At 58.9% G+C, this 19774-nt stretch carries 18 protein-coding genes and 1 pseudogene; 1 reads left to right on the plus strand and 18 read right to left on the minus strand.

Going from position 1 to position 19774, the window contains the following annotated elements; genetic code table 11:
• Positions 1 to 84: 84 nt before the first annotated feature.
• The 5 genes from ABIE49_RS34695 to ocd form a co-directional block, all read right to left on the minus strand.
• Entirely contained in the window at positions 85 to 1149 is a 1065-nt protein-coding gene (locus tag ABIE49_RS34695) for a ketopantoate reductase family protein (RefSeq protein ID WP_192734337.1), read from the minus strand.
• 293 nt (positions 1150 to 1442) lie between these two features.
• On the minus strand, positions 1443 to 2522 hold the full coding sequence (locus tag ABIE49_RS34700; protein ID WP_192734338.1) for a ketopantoate reductase family protein: 1080 nt from the start codon (positions 2520 to 2522) through the stop codon (positions 1443 to 1445).
• A gap of 232 nt (positions 2523 to 2754) precedes the next feature.
• A complete protein-coding gene (locus ABIE49_RS34705) occupies positions 2755 to 3183 on the minus strand; it encodes a CBS domain-containing protein (RefSeq protein WP_192734339.1) in 429 nt (142 codons plus the stop codon).
• Between the two features lie 203 nt (positions 3184 to 3386).
• Positions 3387 to 4316 (minus strand): citrulline utilization hydrolase CtlX, encoded by a 930-nt coding sequence (gene ctlX / locus ABIE49_RS34710; RefSeq protein WP_192734340.1) that lies wholly within the window; start codon positions 4314 to 4316, stop codon positions 3387 to 3389.
• A gap of 1 nt (position 4317) precedes the next feature.
• The gene (gene ocd / locus ABIE49_RS34715) at positions 4318 to 5373 is read right to left on the minus strand and encodes an ornithine cyclodeaminase (RefSeq protein WP_192734341.1); all 1056 of its coding nucleotides are present in this window, start codon (positions 5371 to 5373) and stop codon (positions 4318 to 4320) included.
• Positions 5374 to 5514: 141 nt separating this feature from the next.
• Between ocd and ABIE49_RS34720 the strand changes: the two genes are divergently transcribed.
• Positions 5515 to 5952: an Lrp/AsnC family transcriptional regulator gene (locus ABIE49_RS34720; RefSeq protein WP_192734342.1), complete on the plus strand. Its 438-nt coding sequence runs from the start codon at positions 5515 to 5517 to the stop codon at positions 5950 to 5952.
• A gap of 123 nt (positions 5953 to 6075) precedes the next feature.
• Here the strand turns inward: ABIE49_RS34720 and oxlT are convergent, their stop codons facing one another.
• The 13 genes and pseudogenes from oxlT to ABIE49_RS34785 all read right to left on the minus strand — a co-directional run bounded on the left by oxlT (position 6076) and on the right by ABIE49_RS34785 (position 19598).
• On the minus strand, positions 6076 to 7368 hold the full coding sequence (gene oxlT / locus ABIE49_RS34725; RefSeq protein WP_192734343.1) for an oxalate/formate MFS antiporter: 1293 nt from the start codon (positions 7366 to 7368) through the stop codon (positions 6076 to 6078).
• Positions 7369 to 7611: 243 nt separating this feature from the next.
• Positions 7612 to 9114, minus strand: coding sequence for a tripartite tricarboxylate transporter permease (locus ABIE49_RS34730; RefSeq protein WP_192734344.1), 1503 nt, complete (start codon positions 9112 to 9114; stop codon positions 7612 to 7614).
• A 117-nt stretch (positions 9115 to 9231) separates the two neighbouring features.
• Positions 9232 to 9726, minus strand: coding sequence for a tripartite tricarboxylate transporter TctB family protein (locus ABIE49_RS34735; RefSeq protein ID WP_192734345.1), 495 nt, complete (start codon positions 9724 to 9726; stop codon positions 9232 to 9234).
• 84 nt (positions 9727 to 9810) lie between these two features.
• Positions 9811 to 10821, minus strand: a complete 1011-nt coding sequence (locus ABIE49_RS34740) for a Bug family tripartite tricarboxylate transporter substrate binding protein (RefSeq protein WP_192734346.1) — start codon at positions 10819 to 10821, stop codon at positions 9811 to 9813.
• Between the two features lie 530 nt (positions 10822 to 11351).
• The gene (locus tag ABIE49_RS34745) at positions 11352 to 11489 is read right to left on the minus strand and encodes a hypothetical protein (protein ID WP_192734347.1); all 138 of its coding nucleotides are present in this window, start codon (positions 11487 to 11489) and stop codon (positions 11352 to 11354) included.
• A 206-nt stretch (positions 11490 to 11695) separates the two neighbouring features.
• Positions 11696 to 12031 (minus strand): annotated as a pseudogene (locus ABIE49_RS34750) (CoA transferase); the annotation flags it as partial.
• A gap of 266 nt (positions 12032 to 12297) precedes the next feature.
• Positions 12298 to 12726 carry a restriction endonuclease gene (locus ABIE49_RS34755; RefSeq protein WP_354067125.1) on the minus strand — a complete coding sequence of 143 codons (429 nt, stop codon included), beginning with the start codon at positions 12724 to 12726 and terminating at the stop codon, positions 12298 to 12300.
• Positions 12656 to 13255: a hypothetical protein gene (locus ABIE49_RS34760; RefSeq protein ID WP_192734349.1), complete on the minus strand. Its 600-nt coding sequence runs from the start codon at positions 13253 to 13255 to the stop codon at positions 12656 to 12658. Before ABIE49_RS34760 ends, ABIE49_RS34755 begins: the two co-directional genes overlap by 71 nt.
• Before the next feature lie 233 nt (positions 13256 to 13488).
• Positions 13489 to 13887 carry a hypothetical protein gene (locus ABIE49_RS34765; protein ID WP_192734350.1) on the minus strand — a complete coding sequence of 133 codons (399 nt, stop codon included), beginning with the start codon at positions 13885 to 13887 and terminating at the stop codon, positions 13489 to 13491.
• A gap of 64 nt (positions 13888 to 13951) precedes the next feature.
• Positions 13952 to 15274 carry an alpha/beta hydrolase gene (locus tag ABIE49_RS34770; RefSeq protein WP_192734351.1) on the minus strand — a complete coding sequence of 441 codons (1323 nt, stop codon included), beginning with the start codon at positions 15272 to 15274 and terminating at the stop codon, positions 13952 to 13954.
• Positions 15275 to 15734: 460 nt separating this feature from the next.
• On the minus strand, positions 15735 to 17012 hold the full coding sequence (gene frc, locus ABIE49_RS34775) for a formyl-CoA transferase (RefSeq protein ID WP_192734352.1): 1278 nt from the start codon (positions 17010 to 17012) through the stop codon (positions 15735 to 15737).
• Between the two features lie 61 nt (positions 17013 to 17073).
• Complete coding sequence (gene oxc, locus ABIE49_RS34780) at positions 17074 to 18807, minus strand: oxalyl-CoA decarboxylase (RefSeq protein WP_192734353.1); 1734 nt, start codon at positions 18805 to 18807, stop codon at positions 17074 to 17076.
• Between the two features lie 95 nt (positions 18808 to 18902).
• On the minus strand, positions 18903 to 19598 hold the full coding sequence (locus ABIE49_RS34785) for a GntR family transcriptional regulator (protein WP_192734726.1): 696 nt from the start codon (positions 19596 to 19598) through the stop codon (positions 18903 to 18905).
• Between the last annotated feature and the right edge of the window lie 176 nt (positions 19599 to 19774).

The following is a 19774-nucleotide window of genomic DNA, read 5'->3' on the forward strand; positions in this document are numbered from 1 at the left end:
AGTATTGCTACGAAGAGCGGTCGCCGTTGCGGGCCTGACGCTCCGCGCGCGTAAAGCGTGCGGCTACACCCGTGACGACGCCGATCACGCCGAGCCGGACCCGCCCCCCACGATCTTCTCGCTCAGCTTCTGATCGACCACCTGCACCGTGTTGTCGATCTCGGCATTGGGCGCGCCGAGCTGATGCGAAATCAGCTTCACCAGCAAATCGACCCGCTCGATGAACGGCGCGCCAGCGGCCACGGCGCGGGCCGCCGATGACGGCTTGAGCAGGCTTTCCGCCGCCTTGGCATATTTCTCGAACGGCACCTGATCGATCGGGTCGGCGCCGAGACGCCGCGCGATGCCGTCGACATGGTCATAGATCGATCGCGACAGTTTCAGATCACCATGCACGGCATCGCGGATCGACTGCGGCTCGTTCGGCGTGATGCAGCGGTAATTGCCGGTCAGCAGCATCGACCATTTGGCCAGCGGCACGAACAGCGAGTCGAACACCTTGAGCTTGACCGGAACGTCCTGGCCATCCAGCTTCACCGCGTCGATGTCGGCTTCCAGCTCGCGCAGCAGCTTATTGTGTTGCTCGTCTTCGAATGCCGCTGCCTTGAAGTTTGTCGGCAGGCCGACATGAAGGATGTTCGCGGCCTCTTCCGGCGGACGGAAGGCCTGCGGGTCGGGCGAGCACAGCGACACCAGTCCCGGCTTGAAGCGCTCCCAGACCAGCGCGTTGGTGTAGGCCTCTTCGAGGTCCATGTCCGCCAGCGCGGGGATCCGCTTGAGATAGGGCAGCGGCGGCATGTTCATGATCGACAGGCAAGGCAGCTTCGCCTCGGCGATCTTGATCATCAGCACCCGGATGGTGTGGTTGGTGTATTGCGGCTCCTGCATCGCAAGGCCAACCAGGTCGTAACGGGACAGGTCGACCTCGGCAGGCGTGACCGCGTCGAGCTTGCCCGGCAGGTCGCGCGAGAAGATCGCCCGGTGCGCCTTCTCGTCGCGCAGCTTGATGCGGACTTCAGTGCCCTCGCGGTTGATCAATTCGGCCGTCTTCTTCCGGCAAACCAGGGTCACGTTGTGACCGGCCATCAATAGCTTTGTTCCCAGCAACGAGCCGTAGGAAGCTCCAAGGATCAGAATGTTGCGCGCCATACTCTCTCTCTTCCACCGGTTGTGCTGGATTTTTCTTTGGATGTTCCGCCCCGCGCTGGCCTTTGAGCATTTCCGCCGACGATCCGCGTTGGGGCGGCGACGAAGCAGGCCTTATGTCACCCGGGGCAGGCCCTTGGGGCGAGGAGCGGGCGTTGCTTATCGCAAGTCGGCTGGCATTACAAATGCCAATTGGGCCAGCGCGGCCCCCATTTACTGCCGGAATTCGTTGGTCAGCTTGCCGATGCCGTCGTTCGCGACGGTCACCGTGTTGACCGGCTGAGCGCTTTCTCGAACTAGGTTTGGAGCGCGTCACTGCGAGCCGGTTCCGGCAGCTTGATCCTCTCGTTCAGTTTTTGATCTACGGTCTGAACCGTGCGGTCGATCTCGGCATTGGGTATGCCGAGCTGATGCGAAATCAACTTCACCAGGAGGTCGACCCGCTCGATGAACGGCGCGCCGCTGGACACCGCACGCGCTGCCGACGATGGTTTGAGAAGGCTTTCGGCCGCCTTGGCATATTTTGCGAAAGGCACCTGGTCCTTCGGGTCCGCCCCCAGACGTTGAGCAATGGCATCGACGTGGTCATAGATCGACTGCGAGAGCGACAGATCATCGTATACCGCGTCGCGGATCGACCTCGGTCCGTTCAGCGTGACGCAGCGGTAATTCCCGGTTAGCAGCATCGACCACTTTGCCAGCGGGACGAACAGTGAATCGAACACCCTGAGCTTCACCGGAACGTCCAACCCATCGAGCTTCACCGCGTCGATGTCGGCTTCCAGCTCGCGCAGCATGGCGTTGTGCTTCTCGTCCTCGAAGGTTGTGGCCTTGAAGTTCGTCGGCAGGCCGACATGAAGGACATTCGCCGGCTCTTCCGGCGGGCGGAACGCCTGCGGATCGGGCGAGCAGAGCGATACCAGTCCCGGCTCGAACCGCTCCCATACAACCGCATTGGTATAGGCCGCTTCCAGATTCGTTTCCGCCAGTGCCGGGATCCGCTTGAGGTACGGCAGCGGCGGCATGTTCATGATCGACAGACAGGGCAGCTTCGCCTCGGCGATCTCGATCATCAGGACCTCGATCGCATGGTCGGAGTATTGCGGTTCCTGCATCGCAAGGCCGACCAGATCATAACGCGACAGGTCGACATCGGCGGGCGTGGCCGCGTCCAGCTTTCCCGGCAGATCGCGCGAAAAGATCGCCCGGTGCGCCGCCTCCTCACGCAGCTTGATACGAACTTCGGTGCCGTCGCGATTGATGAGTTCGGCGGTATTGCTTCGGCAAACCAGGGTCACGTTGTGACCCGCCATCAAGAACTTTGTCGCCAGCAATGAGCCATAAGAGGCTCCAAGTATCAGAATGTTGCGCGCCATACTCTCTCTTCCACCGATGCTAGAATTTTCAATCGAAGCCACACTCGAAATTCCCGTATGAGGCTCTTAGGCCTGCTCTTAGGTCTTCGTGGGCGAAGGAGCGGCGCAGACCCAAGCAAGCCCCTTCATCGGTCCTTTTTGTCGGCGTACCGCTCCTGCGGCGCAGGTGTACAAACGCCGTTTGCGACAGAGCTAAAACTTGTGGTGCGGTGCGGCGATCCGAAGCCGAATGTCAGGCCGAAATGGCCAGCTGAGCGTTGGCTTCCTCGTCAAACGCGGTCGAGATGTCACGGATGCTGACGACGCCGATCAGGCTGTAGTTCTCGAGCACCGGCACATGGCGGATGTGGTGCCTGTTCATGAGATGGCGAACGTGCTCGAGCGAATCCTGCGAACTGCACGACACCAGCTGCTGCACCGAGATGAACTGCGAAACCTTGAGATTGGCGCCGGCGGCACCGTACTCGGCAATCGCGCGAACCACGTCGCGCTCGGTGAACATGCCGACCGCCGTATTGCCCTCGGTGCGAACGACATCCTTGACCACCAGCGCGCTGATATTGCTGGAGCGCATCAATTGCGCGGCGATGGCAACCGTCTCGTTCATGCGAACCGTTGCGACACGGGCGGCTTTCTTGCGCAGGATATCTCCGACTTGCATGGCAACCTCCTTGGGGTGGATTATGCGCAATTCTGGTATACATAATACCATAAGTCAACACGGAAAAGAGCAGGCATCGCGCACGCGTCGTCCACATAAATAGGCAGTATTACTGACATAATTGAAGATTTGGCGAGGGAGGCGAGACGATCCGGCAGCGACGAAGAGCTGATCCAAGACGATCAGGTATACCAGGGGCCAGTCTATCTCGGCGCCAGATGAATTCCTGCAAGCGTGCAGCGGACCGAACCACCGGCTCTTTCGATCGTGGGGATATCGAGTGCGACGGGTTTGGCGCTTTCCGAGATCATGCCGAGTTGATCCTGGTCAAGCGAGGCAAGCGCCGTCGTCGAGAGGGCCAGGATTCGACCGTCGTTTCCCTGAAGTTCCAGGGCGTTGCCGGCGAATTTTGAAATCTGTTCGTTCGCGAGCGCGATAACACTGCGGCCGGAACGCTCCAGCCTCGTAACGATCTCCCGCCGTCTTGCGAGGTCAGTCATCATGTCCAGTCCCATCAGGGCGAAGTCGGTCGCGATGCACAGCAGGACGTTGGTGTGATAGATCGCGGCTCCATTATCGTCCCGCGCATCGAAGACCATCGGCTCGAAATTGAATTGGGTCGCAAAGCGCTCAAGCGCAATCGGATTGGTGCGATCGGAGCGGACAGCATAGGCCACACGGTCGATATGATCGAGAACCATGGCGCCGGTCCCCTCGAGAAACAGCCCGTCGGGCTCGAGACCCGAATAGTCGATAACCTCCTGCACCCGATAATGGCTCTTCAGCATTTCGATGACGTCGATGCGACGCTCGCGCCGGCGGCTGACAGCCTTCATCGGATAGATCGCCACATGACCGCCGGCGTGGGTGGAGAACCAGTTGTTTGGAAAGACCGCATCCGGTGTGTCGGTGCCGGTGCTGTCGAACAGATGCACGTTCACACCATGGCTGCGAAGCGTCTCGGCCGCTTGGGTGATCTCAGCGTAGGCCGTCAAGGAGAGGTCATCCTTCTGGTCCGGGCAGGCCTGGAAAAAATTGTCGGTGGCGGTCTCGGTATTCACCGTGAAGTGGTGCGGCCGAACCATGATCACCGCAGAAGGCGCCTGGACGGAGTATGGAATGTATCTTGCCATCCTAAGCCTGCTCTGCGCGCAGCAACATGCCAAACAGGTCGCGGGGCTCATCGGGATCGGCGATAATGTCGAGGTCCTGGTAAAACCCCGTGCCCCTGAGCTTGTCACGGACATAGCGAAGGGCGGAGAAATCCTCGACCGCAAAGCCGACGCTGTCGAACAGGGTGATCTGGTTTGCATCGCGGCGGCCGGTCGCGTGTCCCGTGATAACCTGCCAGAACTCAGTGACGGGGTAATCTGCATCCATCTGCTGGATTTCGCCCTCGATGCGGGTCTGTGGCGGATATTCCACAAAGGTATCGGCGCGCAGCAAGATATCGCGATGCAGTTCGGTCTTGCCCGGGCAGTCGCCGCCGATGGCATTGATGTGAACCCCGGCCGCAATCATGTTGTCCGTCAGGATCGTCGCATACGACTTGTCGGCGGTGCAGGTGGTGATGATCCCTGCACCTTCGATCGCGGATTGCGATGATGTGCAGGCGGTGACAGTCAGACCCATGCCGGAAAGGTTGCGAACCGTCTTTGCCGTCGCCTGCGGATCGATGTCGTAGAGCCGGACATGATCGATGCCGACCGCGGCTTTCATGGCGAGCGCCTGAAACTCGGCTTGCGCGCCATTCCCTATCATCGCCATCGTGCGGGTAGCCTTGGGCGCGAGGTGCCGCGCCGCCATGGCCGAAGTGGCTGCGGTCCGGAGCGCCGTCAGCAGCGTCATTTCTGTGAGCAGCACGGGATAGCCGGTCGAGACTTTCGCCAGCAGGCCAAAGGCCGTCACGGTTTGCAGGCCGTGCGCCATGTTCTTCGGGTGGCCGTTCACATATTTGAAGCTGTAGATTTCGCCATCGGAGGTCGGCATCAATTCGATCACGCCTTCGCCGGAATGAGATGCAACGCGCGGCGTCTTGTCGAACGACTCCCAGCGACGGAAATCTGCCTCGATGACGTCAGTGAGTTCGCTGAGCAGGGTCTCGATGCCGATGTGATGCACGAGGCGCATCATGTTCGCGACACTGACGAACGGCACAAACGCTTTTTCCGATGGAAGGGGCGAAGACATTGTCGGGTTCCGATCGCACATGTTTGATGGCGAAGGATAGCGACCGCACGTGTTGGCCGAAATATCAGTTTTGTGCTATTTCGGTCATAAAGTTAGGCAATTTGTACAGCTCCATTGTGCGAATTGTACACTGGAGCAGAGATGGCCGCAGCAAAGTACGCACCGGATGATCTGGATCGCCGGATCATCGCCCACCTTCGGACCGATGGACGCGCTTCACTGACCAAGCTTTCCGACGCACTCGGGGTCGCGCGCGGCACGGTGCAAAACCGGCTGGATCGCTTGATCGAGACCGGTACGCTGCTCGGCTTCACTGTCCGCGTACGGGAGGATTACGACGTCAATACCATACGTGCCGTGATGATGGTCGAGGTCGTCGGAAAATCGACCACCCAGGTCGTGCGAAAGCTACGCGGCCTGACGGAAGTTTCAGCGCTGCACACGACCAACGGCAATTGGGACCTTGTCGCCGATATCCGGGCGGCGAGCCTCGCAGATTTTGACAGGCTTCTTCGCGAGGTGCGGATGATCGATGGCATCGCCAACAGCGAGACCAGTCTTTTGCTGAGCACGGTTTGACCAGGATGTGGACTCGTTAGCGCGAAGCCACCGTCAGATATGCAGGTTCAGGAACCCCACAAAGCGAAAGCGCGCCCATCCCGCAGGGATGAGCGCGCTTGTCGCCGGATCAGGTAGGGCAGGTTAGGTGGACGCCTTTGCGTTCGCGACCACCACCTTGCGCCACGGCTTGAGCACAAAGATCGCCAGCAGCGAAGCGAGGATGTTGGCGCCCGCCGCGATGATGAACACGCTGTCCCAGGTGCCGGACGATTGCTGCATGTAGTTCGCGATCGGCACCAGCAGGGCTGCCGTGCCCTTTGCCGTATAGAGCAGGCCGGCATTGGTGGTCGCGAACTTCGCACCGAACGTGTCCGTGCAGGTCGAGGGGAACAGCGAGTAGATCTCGCCCCAGGCAAAGAACACGAAGCCCGACAGCAGCACGAACCAGATCGGATCGTGGCCCCACATGTACAGCGCCCAGATGCCGACGCCTTCCATGCCGAAGGCGATGAACATCGTGTTCTCGCGGCCGATCATGTCGGAGATCCAGCCGAAGAACGGCCGGGTCAGACCGTTGAGGACACGGTCGATGGTCGCGGCGAACGTCACCGCGGTCATCGTTACCGCCATCAGCGTCACCGGTACGCTGTCGACCTTCCAGTCAACCGCGATCGGCTTGAGGTTGGCGGTGACCATCAATCCGCCGGCGCCCACGATCACGAACATGAAATACATCAGCCAGAAGATCGGCTGGCGGATCACCTCGGTCGGCGCGTAGTTGCGGCGGCTCTGGATCACGTTGGCGTTCTGGATCACGGCCGGGACTTGCCCTGCTTTCGGCGAGAACATCAGGAAGGCGAGCAGCACGATGATGATGCCTTGTCCGAGACCGAAATAGAGGAAGGTGGTCTGGAAGCCGGAATCCTTGATCATCGCCTGGATCGGGGCGACCGTCAGCGCGGAGCCGGCGCCGAAGCCGGCCGCTGTGATGCCCGCGGCGAGGCCGCGCTTGTCGGGAAACCATTTCAGCGCATTGCCGACGCAGGTGCCGTAGACGCCGCCGGCGCCGATGCCCGCGATGATCATGCCGAGATAGAAACCGTTGAGTGTTTCTGCCTGCGCGTTGATCGCCCAACCGACGGCGCAGAGGACGCCACCGACGAGAACCACGATACGCGGGCCGTATTTATCGACGAACCAGCCTTCGACCGGCACCAGCCAGGTTTCGAACAAGACGAAGAGCGTGAACGCCCACTGGATCGACGCGCGATCCCAACCGAATTTTTTCTGGATGTCGGGGACGAAGAATGTCCAGCCATATTGGTAGTTCGCGATCATAACCATGGCGGCGACGCCGATCGCCAATTGCGTCCAGCGGTAGGTATCGCTGACGCGGGCTACTGCAGGGGCCGCTCCTTGAACTGTGTCCGTCATCTTCCCTCCTATGTGCGCTGTTCTATCGCCCGACAGCTCTAAGGAAGGAGTTTGGTATATGATATGCCAGTAGACAAGAGAAATCTTGACTAGATGTCGCAGGCTAGTCGATTTTTTTGCGGATGTCTTTCCCCTCAATCCTGTTGGAAAACACTGCATCTGAAAAGACTTAGCCGCCGGATCGCTTTACGATCCGGCGGCTTTAGAGGAACGAAAAATATTTTTGTCTGGTATTTTTAGCCGTCAGGCGACCGAATGAGGACGCAAGCGGCTATAGCCTTCCTGGATAGCGGACCAGAACAGCGCGATCAGTCCAAGCACCATGATGGTGCCGACCAGCGAGTTCGAGAAGAACACGCCGAGCGAACCCTGCGATCCCAGCAGCGATTGCCGGAAGGCTTCCTCCGCCTTGTCGCCGAGCACGATGGCAAGCACGAGAGGGGCGAGGGGATAGTTGCACTTCTTCAGGAGATAGCCGACCACGCCGAACACCAGCATCAGCACGACGTCGAAGGTCGAACTGTGGACCGAATAGGCGCCGATCGCGCACAGCACCAGAATGAGCGGCGCAATGATGCTGAACGGCACGCGCAGGATGGCCGCGAAGATCGGCACGCAGGTCAGCACGACGATCAGGCCGACGAGATTGCCGAGATACATCGAGGCGATCAGACCCCAGACGAATTCCTTCTGCTCGACGAACAGCATCGGGCCGGGCTGCAGGCCCCAGATCAAGAGGCCGCCGAGCAGCACGGCTGCGGTCGGTGATCCCGGCACACCGAGCGAAAGCATCGGCAGCAATGCCGCGGTACCGGCCGCATGCGCCGCGGTCTCCGGCGCGACCACGCCCTCGACCTCGCCCTTGCCGAAATTATGGCCGTTCTTGGAGACCCGCTTGGCGATGCCGTAACTCATGAACGACGCCGGCGTGGCGCCCGCGGGCGTGATGCCCATCCAGCAGCCGATCAGGCAGGAGCGCAGCGACGTCACCCAATACTGCGGCATCTCCTTCCAGGTCTGCAGGACGACGCGCAGGTCGATCTTCGCCTTGCCGCCGCGGAAGGCCAGACCCTCTTCCATGGTCAGCAGGATTTCGCCGATGCCGAACAGGCCGATGACGGCGATCAGGAAGTCGAAACCGTTGAGCAGTTCGGTCGACCCGAACGTCAGCCGCAATTGTCCGGTGATGGAATCGAGGCCGACAGCCGCCAGCGCAAAGCCGATCATCATCGCGGCGATGGTCTTGAATGGCGGCTCTTTACTCAAGCCGACGAAACTGCAGAACGCCAGGAAGTAGACCGCGAATTTTTCCGCTGGACCGAAGCGTAACGCAAAACTTGCGACCAGCGGCGCGACCAGCGTGATCATGACGACGGCGAACAGCGCGCCGACGAACGAGGAGGTGAAGGCGGCGGTCAGCGCTTCGCCGGCCTTGCCCTTCTGCGCCATCGGATAGCCGTCGAACGTGGTCGCCACCGACCAGGGTTCACCGGGTATGTTGAACAGGATGGATGTGATGGCGCCGCCGAACAACGCGCCCCAGTAGATGCAGGACAGCATGATGATCGCCGATGTCGGCGGCATGCTGAAGGTCAGCGGCAGCAGGATCGCGACGCCGTTGGCGCCGCCCAATCCCGGAAGCACGCCGATGATGACGCCGAGCACGATGCCCAGGATCATCACCATGATGTTGAATGGCTGCAGGGCGACCGCAAAGCCGTGAAAAAGATTGACGAGTTCTTCCATGCTTCAAGTCCTGCAAGCGTGAGCTAATGACATGACGATTCTGACGACACGAGAATTCTATTTTTGTTTGAGCATGATCTTCTCGGAAAACCGGTATCCACTTTTCCGGATCATGCTCTAGAGACCGAGCCATTCCTCGATCGGTCCCTTGGGAAGCGGGACCAGAAACCAGCGCTCGAAAATCAGGTAAGTGACAACAGGCATGCCGAGCGCCACGGCGGTGACGACGAGCCAGCTGTATTTGCCGAGCCATCGCATGAACCAGCCGATGAAGATGATGGAGGCGAGATAGAGGCCGGTGAACGGCATCACGCCGACATAGATCGCGGTCGGTATGACGACGCTCAGCACCTGGCGCAGCTGTCCCCATTCCGCGAACAGCCCGTCGTCACCGTCGCGCAGACCGTTCCACAGATTGATCGCGCTGGAGGCGATGATGAAGATCCCGATGTAGAACGGGAAGAAACCGGCACGCGGTCCCTCCGCGCCCCAATTGATTCCGGCCTTGATGCTGCCGTAGACGACGATCGCGCCGAACAACGCGATCAGCAGCGTAACGCCGGCTTCCACGGCCTTGTGGGTCGGGCCGGCGTGCGGGCTATTCGTAGTCATTCAAACTCCATCCGGAATCACGGTTCTGGGTTCGCAGCGCTTCATGCGCTGCGCATTCGCCGGTGTACGCGACGTGACTAAAGGTCAGTTTCCGGGGGTAGCGAGGAAGCCGGCCTCTTTCATCAGGGTTTCGTGGCGCTTCTCTTCCGTCTCGACCCATTTGGCGTATTCAGCCCCGGTCAGGAAGGTGGTGTTGAAGGCGCCGCTCTTCATGAAGTCCTGCCACTCCGGCGTGGCCCGCACCTTCTTGAACAGCTCGACGTAATATTCGACCTGATCCTTGGTGGCTTTGGGCGACATGAAGATGCCGCGCAGCATCAGGTATTCGATGTCGAGGCCCTGTGACTTGCAGGTCGGAATATCCTTCCAGCCTTTGCCGTCCGCGACGACTTCGTCGTAGGCCATCTGCTTGCCGTCGAACACGCAGAGCGGACGAAGTTTGCCGCCGCGCCATTGCGCCACGGCCTCGATCGGATTGTTGACCGTTGAATCGACGTGGTTGCCGACCAGCTGGACCGCGACTTCTCCGCCGCCCTTGTAGGGAATGTAGGTGAACTTGGTCCCGGTGGCCTTCTCGAGCGCGACCGTGATGATCTGGTCTTCCTGCTTCGATCCGGTGCCGCCCATCTTCATGCCGCCGGCGGGCGCCTGCTTCACGGCGTCGACGTAGTCCTTGACGGTGGTGTAGGGCTTCTCGGCATTGACCCAGAGCACGAACTCGTCGAGCGCCAGCATCGCGACCGGCGTCATGTCCTTCCAGCTGAAGGGAATGCCTGTCGCAAGCGGTGTCGTGAACAGGTTGGACAGGGTGATGATGATCTTGTGGGGATTGTTTCCCGAACCCTTGACGTCGAGAAAGCCTTCGCCGCCGGCGCCGCCTGACTTGTTGATGACGACCATCGGCTGCTTCATCAGGCTGTGTTTTGTCACGATGCCCTGGATGGTGCGGGCCATCTGGTCGGCGCCGCCGCCGGTGCCGGCGGGTACGATGAATTCCACCGGTCGAACCGGCTCCCACGCGGCGGAGGCGGTCATAGTGCCCGCGCCGAAGATGGCAATCGCGGCTAACGCGGTCTGCAAGACAGAATGCTTCATTTGACGTACTCCCCGTAAAATTTAAATGCGCCGTTCTTTGCCGGCTTTGTCTTTAACTCAACTCTTAACTCAACACTTCTGATCCCGTCGGGATTTCCCCACTTGTTCGGTTATCTCATGAGGTTCGGTCAGATGGCATTGCAGGTCAGGGTTGCAGGCGAAACTGAATTGTAGGCCTGACCTCTCGGCGCAGCATCCGCGTCTTTCGGATGAGTGTGAACTGCGAACCGCGGCACCGCCTGCGAACGTCGCCGCTTGGCACCGAAGAGCCTGCCGCCATCCTCCTGATCGCCTCCGTTCGTTGTTGGGCCGGAACGCTTGGAAGACATATTGGTATGCGATATGCCAATACTGCAAACGAATAATGATGCCAGAGCATAGCTCAGGCTAATTTGTCGCAGTTGGCGCCCGGCCCTGAGTGCTTAAGGCGACGCCAAAAAAAGGGCCCCGGAAAACCGGGGCCCTTAGTCTGGGAGGAAACCTGAAGTGGTCGAGCCTGAAAACGCAGTCTGTACTGTGCCTTAGCGTGCTCAGAGACCGAAACGGGGGAGGTCGCCGTTGCGAATGGCGATGCGGGCACTCGCGGTCAGCAGGCGGTCGATCGAGGCCATCAGGCGGCCGAAGAAAGTGCTGGAGGGTGCGAGGCTGAGGGAGGCGGTCTTGGACATTTTGTCCCCTTTTCTGAGTCGCGGAGTGGCTCCGCTTCGTGATCTGCACTGAATTTATGTATACCAGATGCCAGAAACAACGCATTTGTTTGCATAGCAGCAATTAGTCTTCTGCATCGCAGCATGAATGACGATGTTCGGGTTCCCAAAGGAAAAGGCCGCCGGAAACCGGCGGCCTTTGGCAGAATTCGGGCAGATGAGGCAGTCTATTCGGCCGCCTGCTTGCGCGGCGGTTCAAGCGCGCCGGAGTCGTGGATCTCGGCCACCTGGTGATCGCTGAAGCCGAGCACCTGGCGCAGTATCTCGTCGGTGTGTTCGCCGAGCAGCGGCGAGCGTGTCACCTCGGAAGGTGAGTCCGACATCTTGATCGGATTGCCGACCGAGAAATACTTGCCGCGGGTCGGGTGATCGACTTCGACCACGGTGCCGGTTGCGCGCAGCGACTGGTCTTCCGCGATCTCCTTCATCGACAGGATCGGGCCGCAGGGGATGTCGTCCTGGTTGAGGATTTCCATCGCCTCGAATTTCGTCATCTCGCCTGTTGCGCGTAACGCGGCCGAGTGGAGGTTAGTAGCTGATCAGGTTCAGCCTGGAGGTCAGAGGTTCAAATCGTGTCCTCGAGTTGCCTGCCAGACTCTGAAGCATTCTGATCCAACAACGGAAAAAGCCGTCGAAGTCGATGTTGCTGCAGGATGGTACAAATGGCCCTAGTTGCGCTGAAAGTCGTTTTGCGACCTCGTATTAGGGCATGCCGCGTTGCCGCAGGCCTGAAGTGCTGGGCACTTCGCTCCTGTACTGTCACCTTGATTTAATACCCCGCCCGCCTGAGCCAAGCTTTGAAGTCGGTATAATCGCTCAGCGTCAGCCTGTGCTCAAGCTTGTTCTGAAAACTACGCGCATTCGCAGTGAATTGCGACGTTGTAAGCAAGAGGCCCGCTGTAGCTCTGCCCTCTTCAACAACTCCATATAGAGATCGCACCAGACCGACTCCAACGGATCGATCAGGCGCGTAGCGCTTACATTCAACATAGTACAGAAAAGAGCCTAGATCGTCCTTCTTCGCAATGTATAGGTCTTTGCCGCCGTCCTTTGACGCAGGTGTAAGTTCGACCTTATATCCGAGTTGACCAAAGAGCTTTGCTGCAGCTTCTTCGAAGCGGCGCGGGCTAATTGAAATAAACGAGTTCAGGATTTTTCCCAAGCTTGCGAAGTAGCTCGTCGCTCGTGATCCGCACATCCGCTGCCATTCGCAGTGAACTACGTGCGCGGGGTGTCAGCGGTTGTCCGATGGGATCAATTAAGCCCGAGCGCTCGAAGGAGTGCAATTCTTCGATCACTTTAGCAATCGGAAGCTTTTTGTGGATAGCAATGTCAGCAATAGTAATTGCCATTCGTGGGCTACCGAGGGAAAGACGTGAAGCCTCGTCGGGTATCTCGCTTGCTGCGATCCCGTGACGCCCCAGAAGAGCGACAATTGCGTCAGGCGGAAGGCCCAATTGTCCTATGACGGGAAATGGTGAGGCGTAGCTAAATGACCTTTCCGTAGTAACGATAATTTTGAAGTCTCGATGCCGGTTCGTGACGTCGATTATTACTTCTTGGAGTTGAGCCGCCGGCATGAATGCCTCGTCATCAACTATAATGAGATCAGTTGCGGGATTGAAGCCAGAGGCAAACGCTTCGTTGAGAGAGTTGGGCTCCCGAACCGAGACCGTTATGATGTTGTGAAAACGGTCGCGGTGCTGACGACAGAACTCAAGTGCCATGGCAGTTTTGCCGATGCCGCGCTCCCCTGCAGCACGATGGCCCGAAACGCTCCAGATAATAATAGCTGTTCAAGGGTCCTAAGTTCGGCGACACGATTCACGAAGCCGACGTCAAGACCTAGGTCGGCCACAGAACGCGTAATGTAAGGCAATGGAATCCCATTTCGTCACGGAATGGCTAAGTCCCTAGCCAACAAGTTAACCGGTCCGGTTTATCGGATGCCCGTTTCTGATTAAGTCGGCCCAACTTCTTCCCAAGCTTGCTTAGAAAGGAAATAGCCCCAAGGGTCGATCGTTAGCTCGATCGTTGTGTAGAAGTACCATTTTCCAACAGAGCTACCTGGAGCGTGGCCGACCTCAACGAGGTGTCGTATGCCATCTATGAAAAACTTTATTTTGAACTCAACAATGCGAAGCTTCTTGGGGGTGAGATTTACTGACGCGCTCTTCCCCGGCGAGATAGATTTTGAGAACGGGGCCGGATCGCTCCAAAGTGGATGACGATCATAATCTAGCATCGCGAGACTTGCGCCAGTAACAGGTTTCTCGGTCAGATTTTTGACCGTGAAGATGCCGCTGTAGTTTGTTTTGATTTGTGCAGATTTGTCGCGTGACGCCACGAGCATCGGCATCTTTTACTCTCCCCATCGCAATTCATATTGGTGATACTATTCTTCCTTGAGATCAAGAGGCGGGCTAACCGACCACTAATATCGCGGCGTTTTCTTTGTCGGTCCGATGAGATCCCTCAAACTCGATTATGTAAGTTCCCGGAACATTCGGGGCCGCCAGGTCCGAACGAAGATGAGTGACTGGCGCTCCACTATAAGAGAATTCAGCGACCATTTGAGTATCGGTTAAAAACGGCGCGGCGGCCAAGTTCAGCTTGGAAATTGTGAGTATGCCCTTGATCTCCGAACTGTCTCCATCGGGGATTAAGAGCAAGCTTATTATCTCTCCAGGATCTGCGAAGTCCTTCTGAAGACTGACGATGATCTCTGGTTTGCCGTCTATCATGCGTCTCTCAGGTTTCGTGCCGCCCAGGGTTAGGAAAAGGAAATCTCTGAAACCCGGAGTATCGATAATTCCGAGGTGTTCGCCGGGAAATTTGACTCGAACGCCCATTCCCTCTGGGATGGCGCTTGTGAGGGTAACGGTTCCGTCGCCCGTTTTGCCGTCATAGGCAGTTTTGTCGTAAACGTTGTTTTTGTAAGAAAAAGCAGTTGGTGTCGATTCGCCTGTACCCGCGACGAGCGTATATTGTGGGCCTTCGATGCGAACTGCATTGTTAAGCAATTCGCGCACGTGTTCGAGCGCCACTACGTTGGAACGTGTCAGTTTGAATCGTTCGTCTACCGTAGGTAAATAGATATCTTGGGGAGTGGGCGGAGTATCGCTTGCATCATACAGAATTTGAGTTTGTCTGTCCGATATGCACTCAAAACCTGCGGGGTACCTGCTGTCGTTGAGTAGCTTGTGGACATCTTCTTTCTTAATTCCGAAGTATTTTTCGTTACCAAGGGCGAGGCCCAATGGTCTCGCGGCACCGAGGTGAGGCGTACAGACAAAGATAACTCTTTCAAGTTTCTTTACCCACGGATCGCCTTTGTACTTGCCCGTCTCTAACATGAGGCGAGCAATGAGGCCTCCCATCGAATGGCAGACAAGAGTGATAGACGAAGCGCGTGCATCCACGCGCCTCATTGCGTGTGCGAGCACCTCAGTTCCTGAAACCCAATTGTCCAGACGCCAATCATAGTGGACAAATTCGGTGAAACTTCCGGTCTGACTAGCTATCAGTTTAAGATCGTCAATGATTTGCGAGTAGATCTTCTTGTAGAAGGGCCCGCCGATGTGAAATCTGTCAATGATCTCGGTAGCGACAGCTGTCTGAGTTAGGAGCTTGTCGATTCTGTCATAGCCCCCGATGTACTCTGGAACTGTCGGTGGCCAAATTGGCTCTCCATCGAGCTCCATCCTAGCGCCGATAATACCATGGATGAATACGAGCGCTCGCATAATGCCCCCCGAGTCCCAATTCGACAAGTCTGATTGTTGCTATTCTGTCTGTCAACCAGAGCGCGCGTTGGCCGGGTCTTTTCTTTGACGAGGTTGGCCTACATCGTCATACGGCAGTGCCTCCAGGCTGCCGCGAAAAAGCGGTCTCTCGACGTAAAGGCCTCGCGGGAACTCCATTGTCGTCGGTTATAGATGCTTCGCCTTGTCAGTTCTGACTTTCCTTTGGGTCAGTATCGCCGCAAACATTGCGGCCTTGGCTGTCGTGCGGCGAGATGTTGGCCCAAGTGCAGGAGAACCCGCTACCCTTTGGCGGCCCCTCAACGAGACTGGGTCGACTGTAAGCCATTACAGCTGCATGAAAATTACAATCGACACCGATTCAACCTAAGCTCATTCGGCTCTAACGAAAAGGCCGCCGGAAACCGGCGGCCTTTGGCAGAATTCGGGCAGATGAGGCGGTCTATTCGGCAGCCTGCTTGCGCGGCGGTTCGAGTGCGCCGGAGTCGTGGATCTCGGCCACCTGGTGATCGCTGAAGCCGAGCACCTGGCGCAGGATCTCGTCGGTGTGTTCGCCGAGCAACGGCGAGCGTGTCACCTCGGAAGGTGAGTCCGACATCTTGATCGGATTGCCGACCGAAAAATACTTGCCGCGGGTCGGGTGATCGACTTCGACCACGGTGCCGGTTGCGCGCAGCGACTGGTCCTCGATGATCTCCTTCATCGACAGGATCGGGCCGCAGGGGATGTCGTCCTTGTTCAGGATTTCCATCGCCTCGAACTTGGTCTTCGTCATCGTCCACTGTTCGATGCGCGCGAAGATTTCGTTGAGGCGCGACAGCCGGGCAGGCGGCTTGGCGTAATCGGCGTGGGTCTTCCAGGTCGGCTCGCCGATCACGTCGCAGATCTTCTCCCACACCGGCGCCTGGGTGATGAAATAGATGTAGGCGTTGGGATCGGTCTCCCAGCCCTTGCACTTGAGGATGCGGCCGGGCTGGCCGCCGCCGGAGTCGTTGCCGGCGCGCGGCACCGCGTCGCCGAACGGAATGCCTTCGCCGAACTGGCTGTATTCCTTCAGCGGACCATGGGCGAGGCGCTGCTGGTCGCGCAGTTTGACGCGCGCGAGGTTGAGCACGCCGTCCTGCATCGCAGCCGTAACCTTCTGGCCCTGGCCGGTGACGGTGCGCTGATAGAGCGCGGTGACGATGCCGAGCGCGAGATGAAGGCCGGTGCCGCTGTCGCCGATCTGCGCGCCGGTGACCAACGGCAAGCCGTCGCGGAAGCCGGTGGTCGACGCGGCGCCGCCAGTGCACTGGGCGACGTTCTCATACACCTTGCAGTCTTCGTAAGGTCCGGGGCCAAAGCCCTTGATCGATGCCACGATCATCTTCGGGTTGATGGCGTGGATCTTCTCCCAGGGAAAGCCCATGCGGTCGAGCACGCCGGGGCCGAAATTCTCCACCAGCACGTCGCAATTCTTGATCAGTGCCGTCAGGACTTCCTTGCCCTTCGGGTTCTTGGTGTCGAGCGTGATCGAGCGCTTGTTGTGGTTCAGCATGGTGAAATACAGGCTGTCCACATTGGGAATGTCCTGCAGCTGGCCGCGCGTGATGTCGCCGACGCCGGGACGCTCGACCTTGATCACGTCGGCGCCGAACCAGGCCAGCAACTGCGTGCAGGTCGGTCCCGACTGAACGTGGGTGAAATCGAGAATGCGAACGCCCTCGAGCGCCTTTGTCATATTCTTTGCTCCGTACTCTGTATGCCCTGCAACGCGCAGGATGGATTGGGTGGAAATGGGATTATTTCTTCTTCAGCACGCTTTGCGGATTGAGGTTGCCGATGCGGCCGCTCTCGGAGCCGGCCGCGGGATCGATCACCGCGTTGATCAGCGTCGGCTTGCCGGAATCCATCGCGGCGTTGACCGCGCGCTTCAGTTCGTCCGGCGAGGTGGCGTGGACGCCGACGCCGCCGAACGCTTCCATCATCTTGTCGTAGCGCGAGCCCTTGACGAACACCGTGGGCGCCGGATCGGAGCCGACCGAGTTCACGTCGGTGCCGCGATAGATGCCGTCATTGTTGAAGATGACGATGCAGACCGGCAGGTTGTAGCGGCAGATGGTCTCGACTTCCATGCCGGAGAAACCGAATGCCGAGTCGCCCTCGACCGCGAGCACCGGCTTGCCGGTTTCGATCGCGGCGGCGATGCAATAGCCCATGCCGATGCCCATCACGCCCCAGGTGCCGACGTCGATCCGCTTGCGCGGCTGGTACATGTCGATGACGCCGCGGGCGAGATCGAGCGTGTTGGCGCCTTCGTTGACGAGGATGGCGTCGGGCCGTTCCTTGATGATGGTCCTGAGCACGCCGAGCGCGCCGTGATAGTCCATCGGCGAATTGTTGTTCATCAGCCGCGGTGCCATCTTGGCGACGTTCTCTTCGCGCTTCTTGGTCACCGCGCCGGTCCAGTCGGAAGGCGCCGCCGTCCAGTTCGCGCCCATGCCTTCGAGCAGCGCCGAGACGCAGGAGCCGATGTCGCCGACCACGGGAGCGACGATCTCGACGTTGGAATCCATTTCCTTCGGCTCGATGTCGATCTGGATGAACTTCTTCGGCGCATCGCCCCAGGACTTGCCCTTGCCGTGCGACAACAGCCAGTTGAGGCGCGCACCGACCAACATCACGACGTCGGCGTCTTTCAGAACGGTCGAGCGCGCCGCACCCGCGCACTGCGGATGGGTGTCGGGCAACAGTCCCTTGGCCATGCTCATGGGCAGGAACGGAATGCCGCTCTTCTCGACGAAGCTCTTGATCTCATCATCGGCCTGCGCGTAGGCCGCACCCTTGCCGAGGATGATCAGCGGACGCTTTGCGCCCTTGAGCACGTCGAGCGCGCGTTTCACGGCTGACGGGGCGGGGATCTGCGCCGGAGCGGCGTCGATCACCTTGACCAGCGACTTCTGCCCGGCCTCGGCATCCATCACCTGACCGAACAGTTTCGCGGGCAGATCGAGATAGACGCCGCCCGGACGGCCCGAGACCGCGGCGCGGATCGCGCGTGCGAGACCAATGCCGATGTCCTGGGCATGCAACACGCGGAACGCCGCCTTGCACAGCGGCTTTGCGATCGCGAGCTGATCCATCTCTTCATAGTCGCCCTGCTGCAGGTCGACGATCTCGCGCTCGGACGAGCCGGAGATCAGGATCATCGGGAAGCAGTTGGTGGTGGCGTGGGCGAGGGCGGTGAGGCCATTGAGGAAGCCGGGCGCCGAAACCGTGAGGCAGACGCCGGGCTTCTTGGTCAGGTAGCCGGCGATCGAGGCAGCGTTGCCGGCATTCTGTTCGTGGCGGAACGAGATCACGCGAATGCCTGCGGCCTGCGCCATGCGGCCGAAATCCGTGATCGGAATGCCGGGCACGCCGTAGATCGTGGTAAGGCCGTTGAGCTTCAGCGCATCGATCATGAGATTAAAGCCGTCGGTGAGCTCGCGCTCGGCTTGATTGGTATCGATGCTCTTGGCTGCGGTTACGGACATTCCACTTTCTCCCTGATCGTGTGTGGTTCGGACGAGTTGATCGTCTTCTGCTGTGAGGTCGTTCTAACTAGGTAATTCTCTAACTAAACAGTCCTCTAGCTAAAGAGTTCTTGGCCATGCGCTTCGACATACGAAGCAAGGCCCAGCGTGTGATCGCGCGCGCGCTTTTCGGCGAGTTCGGTGTCGCGCGCTTCCAGCGCTTCGATGATGGCCAGATGCTCGGGCAGCGAGGTCGCGGTGCGATCGGTGCGGCCGATCGTCAATTGCCGGTAGCCGCGCACATGCAGCAGGATGTCGTTGGTCATATCGACCAGCACCGGCGATTCCGAAAGCGAGATCAGCGCCTGGTGGAAGGCGATATTGGCCTTGGAGTATTCCTCGACGTGGTCCTGCGGCAGCCGGTCCTTGCCGAAATCCTTGAAGAAATCGCGCAGTGCCGTGATGTCTTTCTTGCGCGCGGTGGTGGTGATCAAGCGCGCAGCCATGCTTTCGAGCGCGGCCCAGGCGCGGATCATGTCGACGATCTCGGTCTTGGTGCGGCGGACCACGACAATGCCGCGGCGTGGCACGGTTTTGACGAAACCGTCCTGTTCCAGCATCGCGATGGCTTCGCGGATAGGGGTGCGGCTGACGCCGAGGCGTTCGGACAACGCGCGTTCGTCGAGCATCACCTGCTCGGGCGTCGCATAGATATCCATCTTGAGAATAGCTTCCTTCAAGGCTTCGTACGCCTTGTTCTTGAAGCTCGTCTCAGGTGCAATCCGAACGATTGCGATATCTGCATCAGCCATGGCAGGCGTGGCCTTGGGTTGTTTGCGTGCGGGCACGATTCGTCTCCTCCGGTGGGAGACCAGTTGTAACAGGAATAACGTCTAATATTTTTGGCATACCAAATACCACCATGTCAAGTTGACAGTATTTTCAGCGTTTCCGGGGTATCAGGTGACTTGACTTTCTCCGCGCTGGC

Origin of the sequence: Bradyrhizobium sp. OAE829, assembly GCF_040546575.1 — a bacterium.
GTDB lineage: Bacteria > Pseudomonadota > Alphaproteobacteria > Rhizobiales > Xanthobacteraceae > Bradyrhizobium.

What these genes read in the sequence shown, in the direction of transcription:
- ABIE49_RS34760 (WP_192734349.1), bottom strand. Translation starts at nt 13,255, where the DNA reads ATGGCACTTGAGTTCTGTCGTCAGCACCGCGACCGTTTTCACAACATC.
- ABIE49_RS34700 (WP_192734338.1), bottom strand. Translation starts at nt 2,522, where the DNA reads ATGGCGCGCAACATTCTGATACTTGGAGCCTCTTATGGCTCATTGCTG.
- ocd (WP_192734341.1), bottom strand. Translation starts at nt 5,373, where the DNA reads ATGTCTTCGCCCCTTCCATCGGAAAAAGCGTTTGTGCCGTTCGTCAGT.
- frc (WP_192734352.1), bottom strand. Translation starts at nt 17,012, where the DNA reads ATGACAAAGGCGCTCGAGGGCGTTCGCATTCTCGATTTCACCCACGTT.
- ABIE49_RS34720 (WP_192734342.1), top strand. Translation starts at nt 5,515, where the DNA reads ATGGCCGCAGCAAAGTACGCACCGGATGATCTGGATCGCCGGATCATC.
- oxc (WP_192734353.1), bottom strand. Translation starts at nt 18,807, where the DNA reads ATGTCCGTAACCGCAGCCAAGAGCATCGATACCAATCAAGCCGAGCGC.
- ABIE49_RS34695 (WP_192734337.1), bottom strand. Translation starts at nt 1,149, where the DNA reads ATGGCGCGCAACATTCTGATCCTTGGAGCTTCCTACGGCTCGTTGCTG.
- ABIE49_RS34785 (WP_192734726.1), bottom strand. Translation starts at nt 19,598, where the DNA reads ATGGCTGATGCAGATATCGCAATCGTTCGGATTGCACCTGAGACGAGC.
- ABIE49_RS34705 (WP_192734339.1), bottom strand. Translation starts at nt 3,183, where the DNA reads ATGCAAGTCGGAGATATCCTGCGCAAGAAAGCCGCCCGTGTCGCAACG.
- ABIE49_RS34765 (WP_192734350.1), bottom strand. Translation starts at nt 13,887, where the DNA reads ATGCCGATGCTCGTGGCGTCACGCGACAAATCTGCACAAATCAAAACA.
- oxlT (WP_192734343.1), bottom strand. Translation starts at nt 7,368, where the DNA reads ATGACGGACACAGTTCAAGGAGCGGCCCCTGCAGTAGCCCGCGTCAGC.
- ABIE49_RS34755 (WP_354067125.1), bottom strand. Translation starts at nt 12,726, where the DNA reads ATGTGCGGATCACGAGCGACGAGCTACTTCGCAAGCTTGGGAAAAATC.
- ABIE49_RS34770 (WP_192734351.1), bottom strand. Translation starts at nt 15,274, where the DNA reads ATGCGAGCGCTCGTATTCATCCATGGTATTATCGGCGCTAGGATGGAG.
- ABIE49_RS34740 (WP_192734346.1), bottom strand. Translation starts at nt 10,821, where the DNA reads ATGAAGCATTCTGTCTTGCAGACCGCGTTAGCCGCGATTGCCATCTTC.
- ctlX (WP_192734340.1), bottom strand. Translation starts at nt 4,316, where the DNA reads ATGGCAAGATACATTCCATACTCCGTCCAGGCGCCTTCTGCGGTGATC.
- ABIE49_RS34745 (WP_192734347.1), bottom strand. Translation starts at nt 11,489, where the DNA reads ATGTCCAAGACCGCCTCCCTCAGCCTCGCACCCTCCAGCACTTTCTTC.
- ABIE49_RS34735 (WP_192734345.1), bottom strand. Translation starts at nt 9,726, where the DNA reads ATGACTACGAATAGCCCGCACGCCGGCCCGACCCACAAGGCCGTGGAA.
- ABIE49_RS34730 (WP_192734344.1), bottom strand. Translation starts at nt 9,114, where the DNA reads ATGGAAGAACTCGTCAATCTTTTTCACGGCTTTGCGGTCGCCCTGCAG.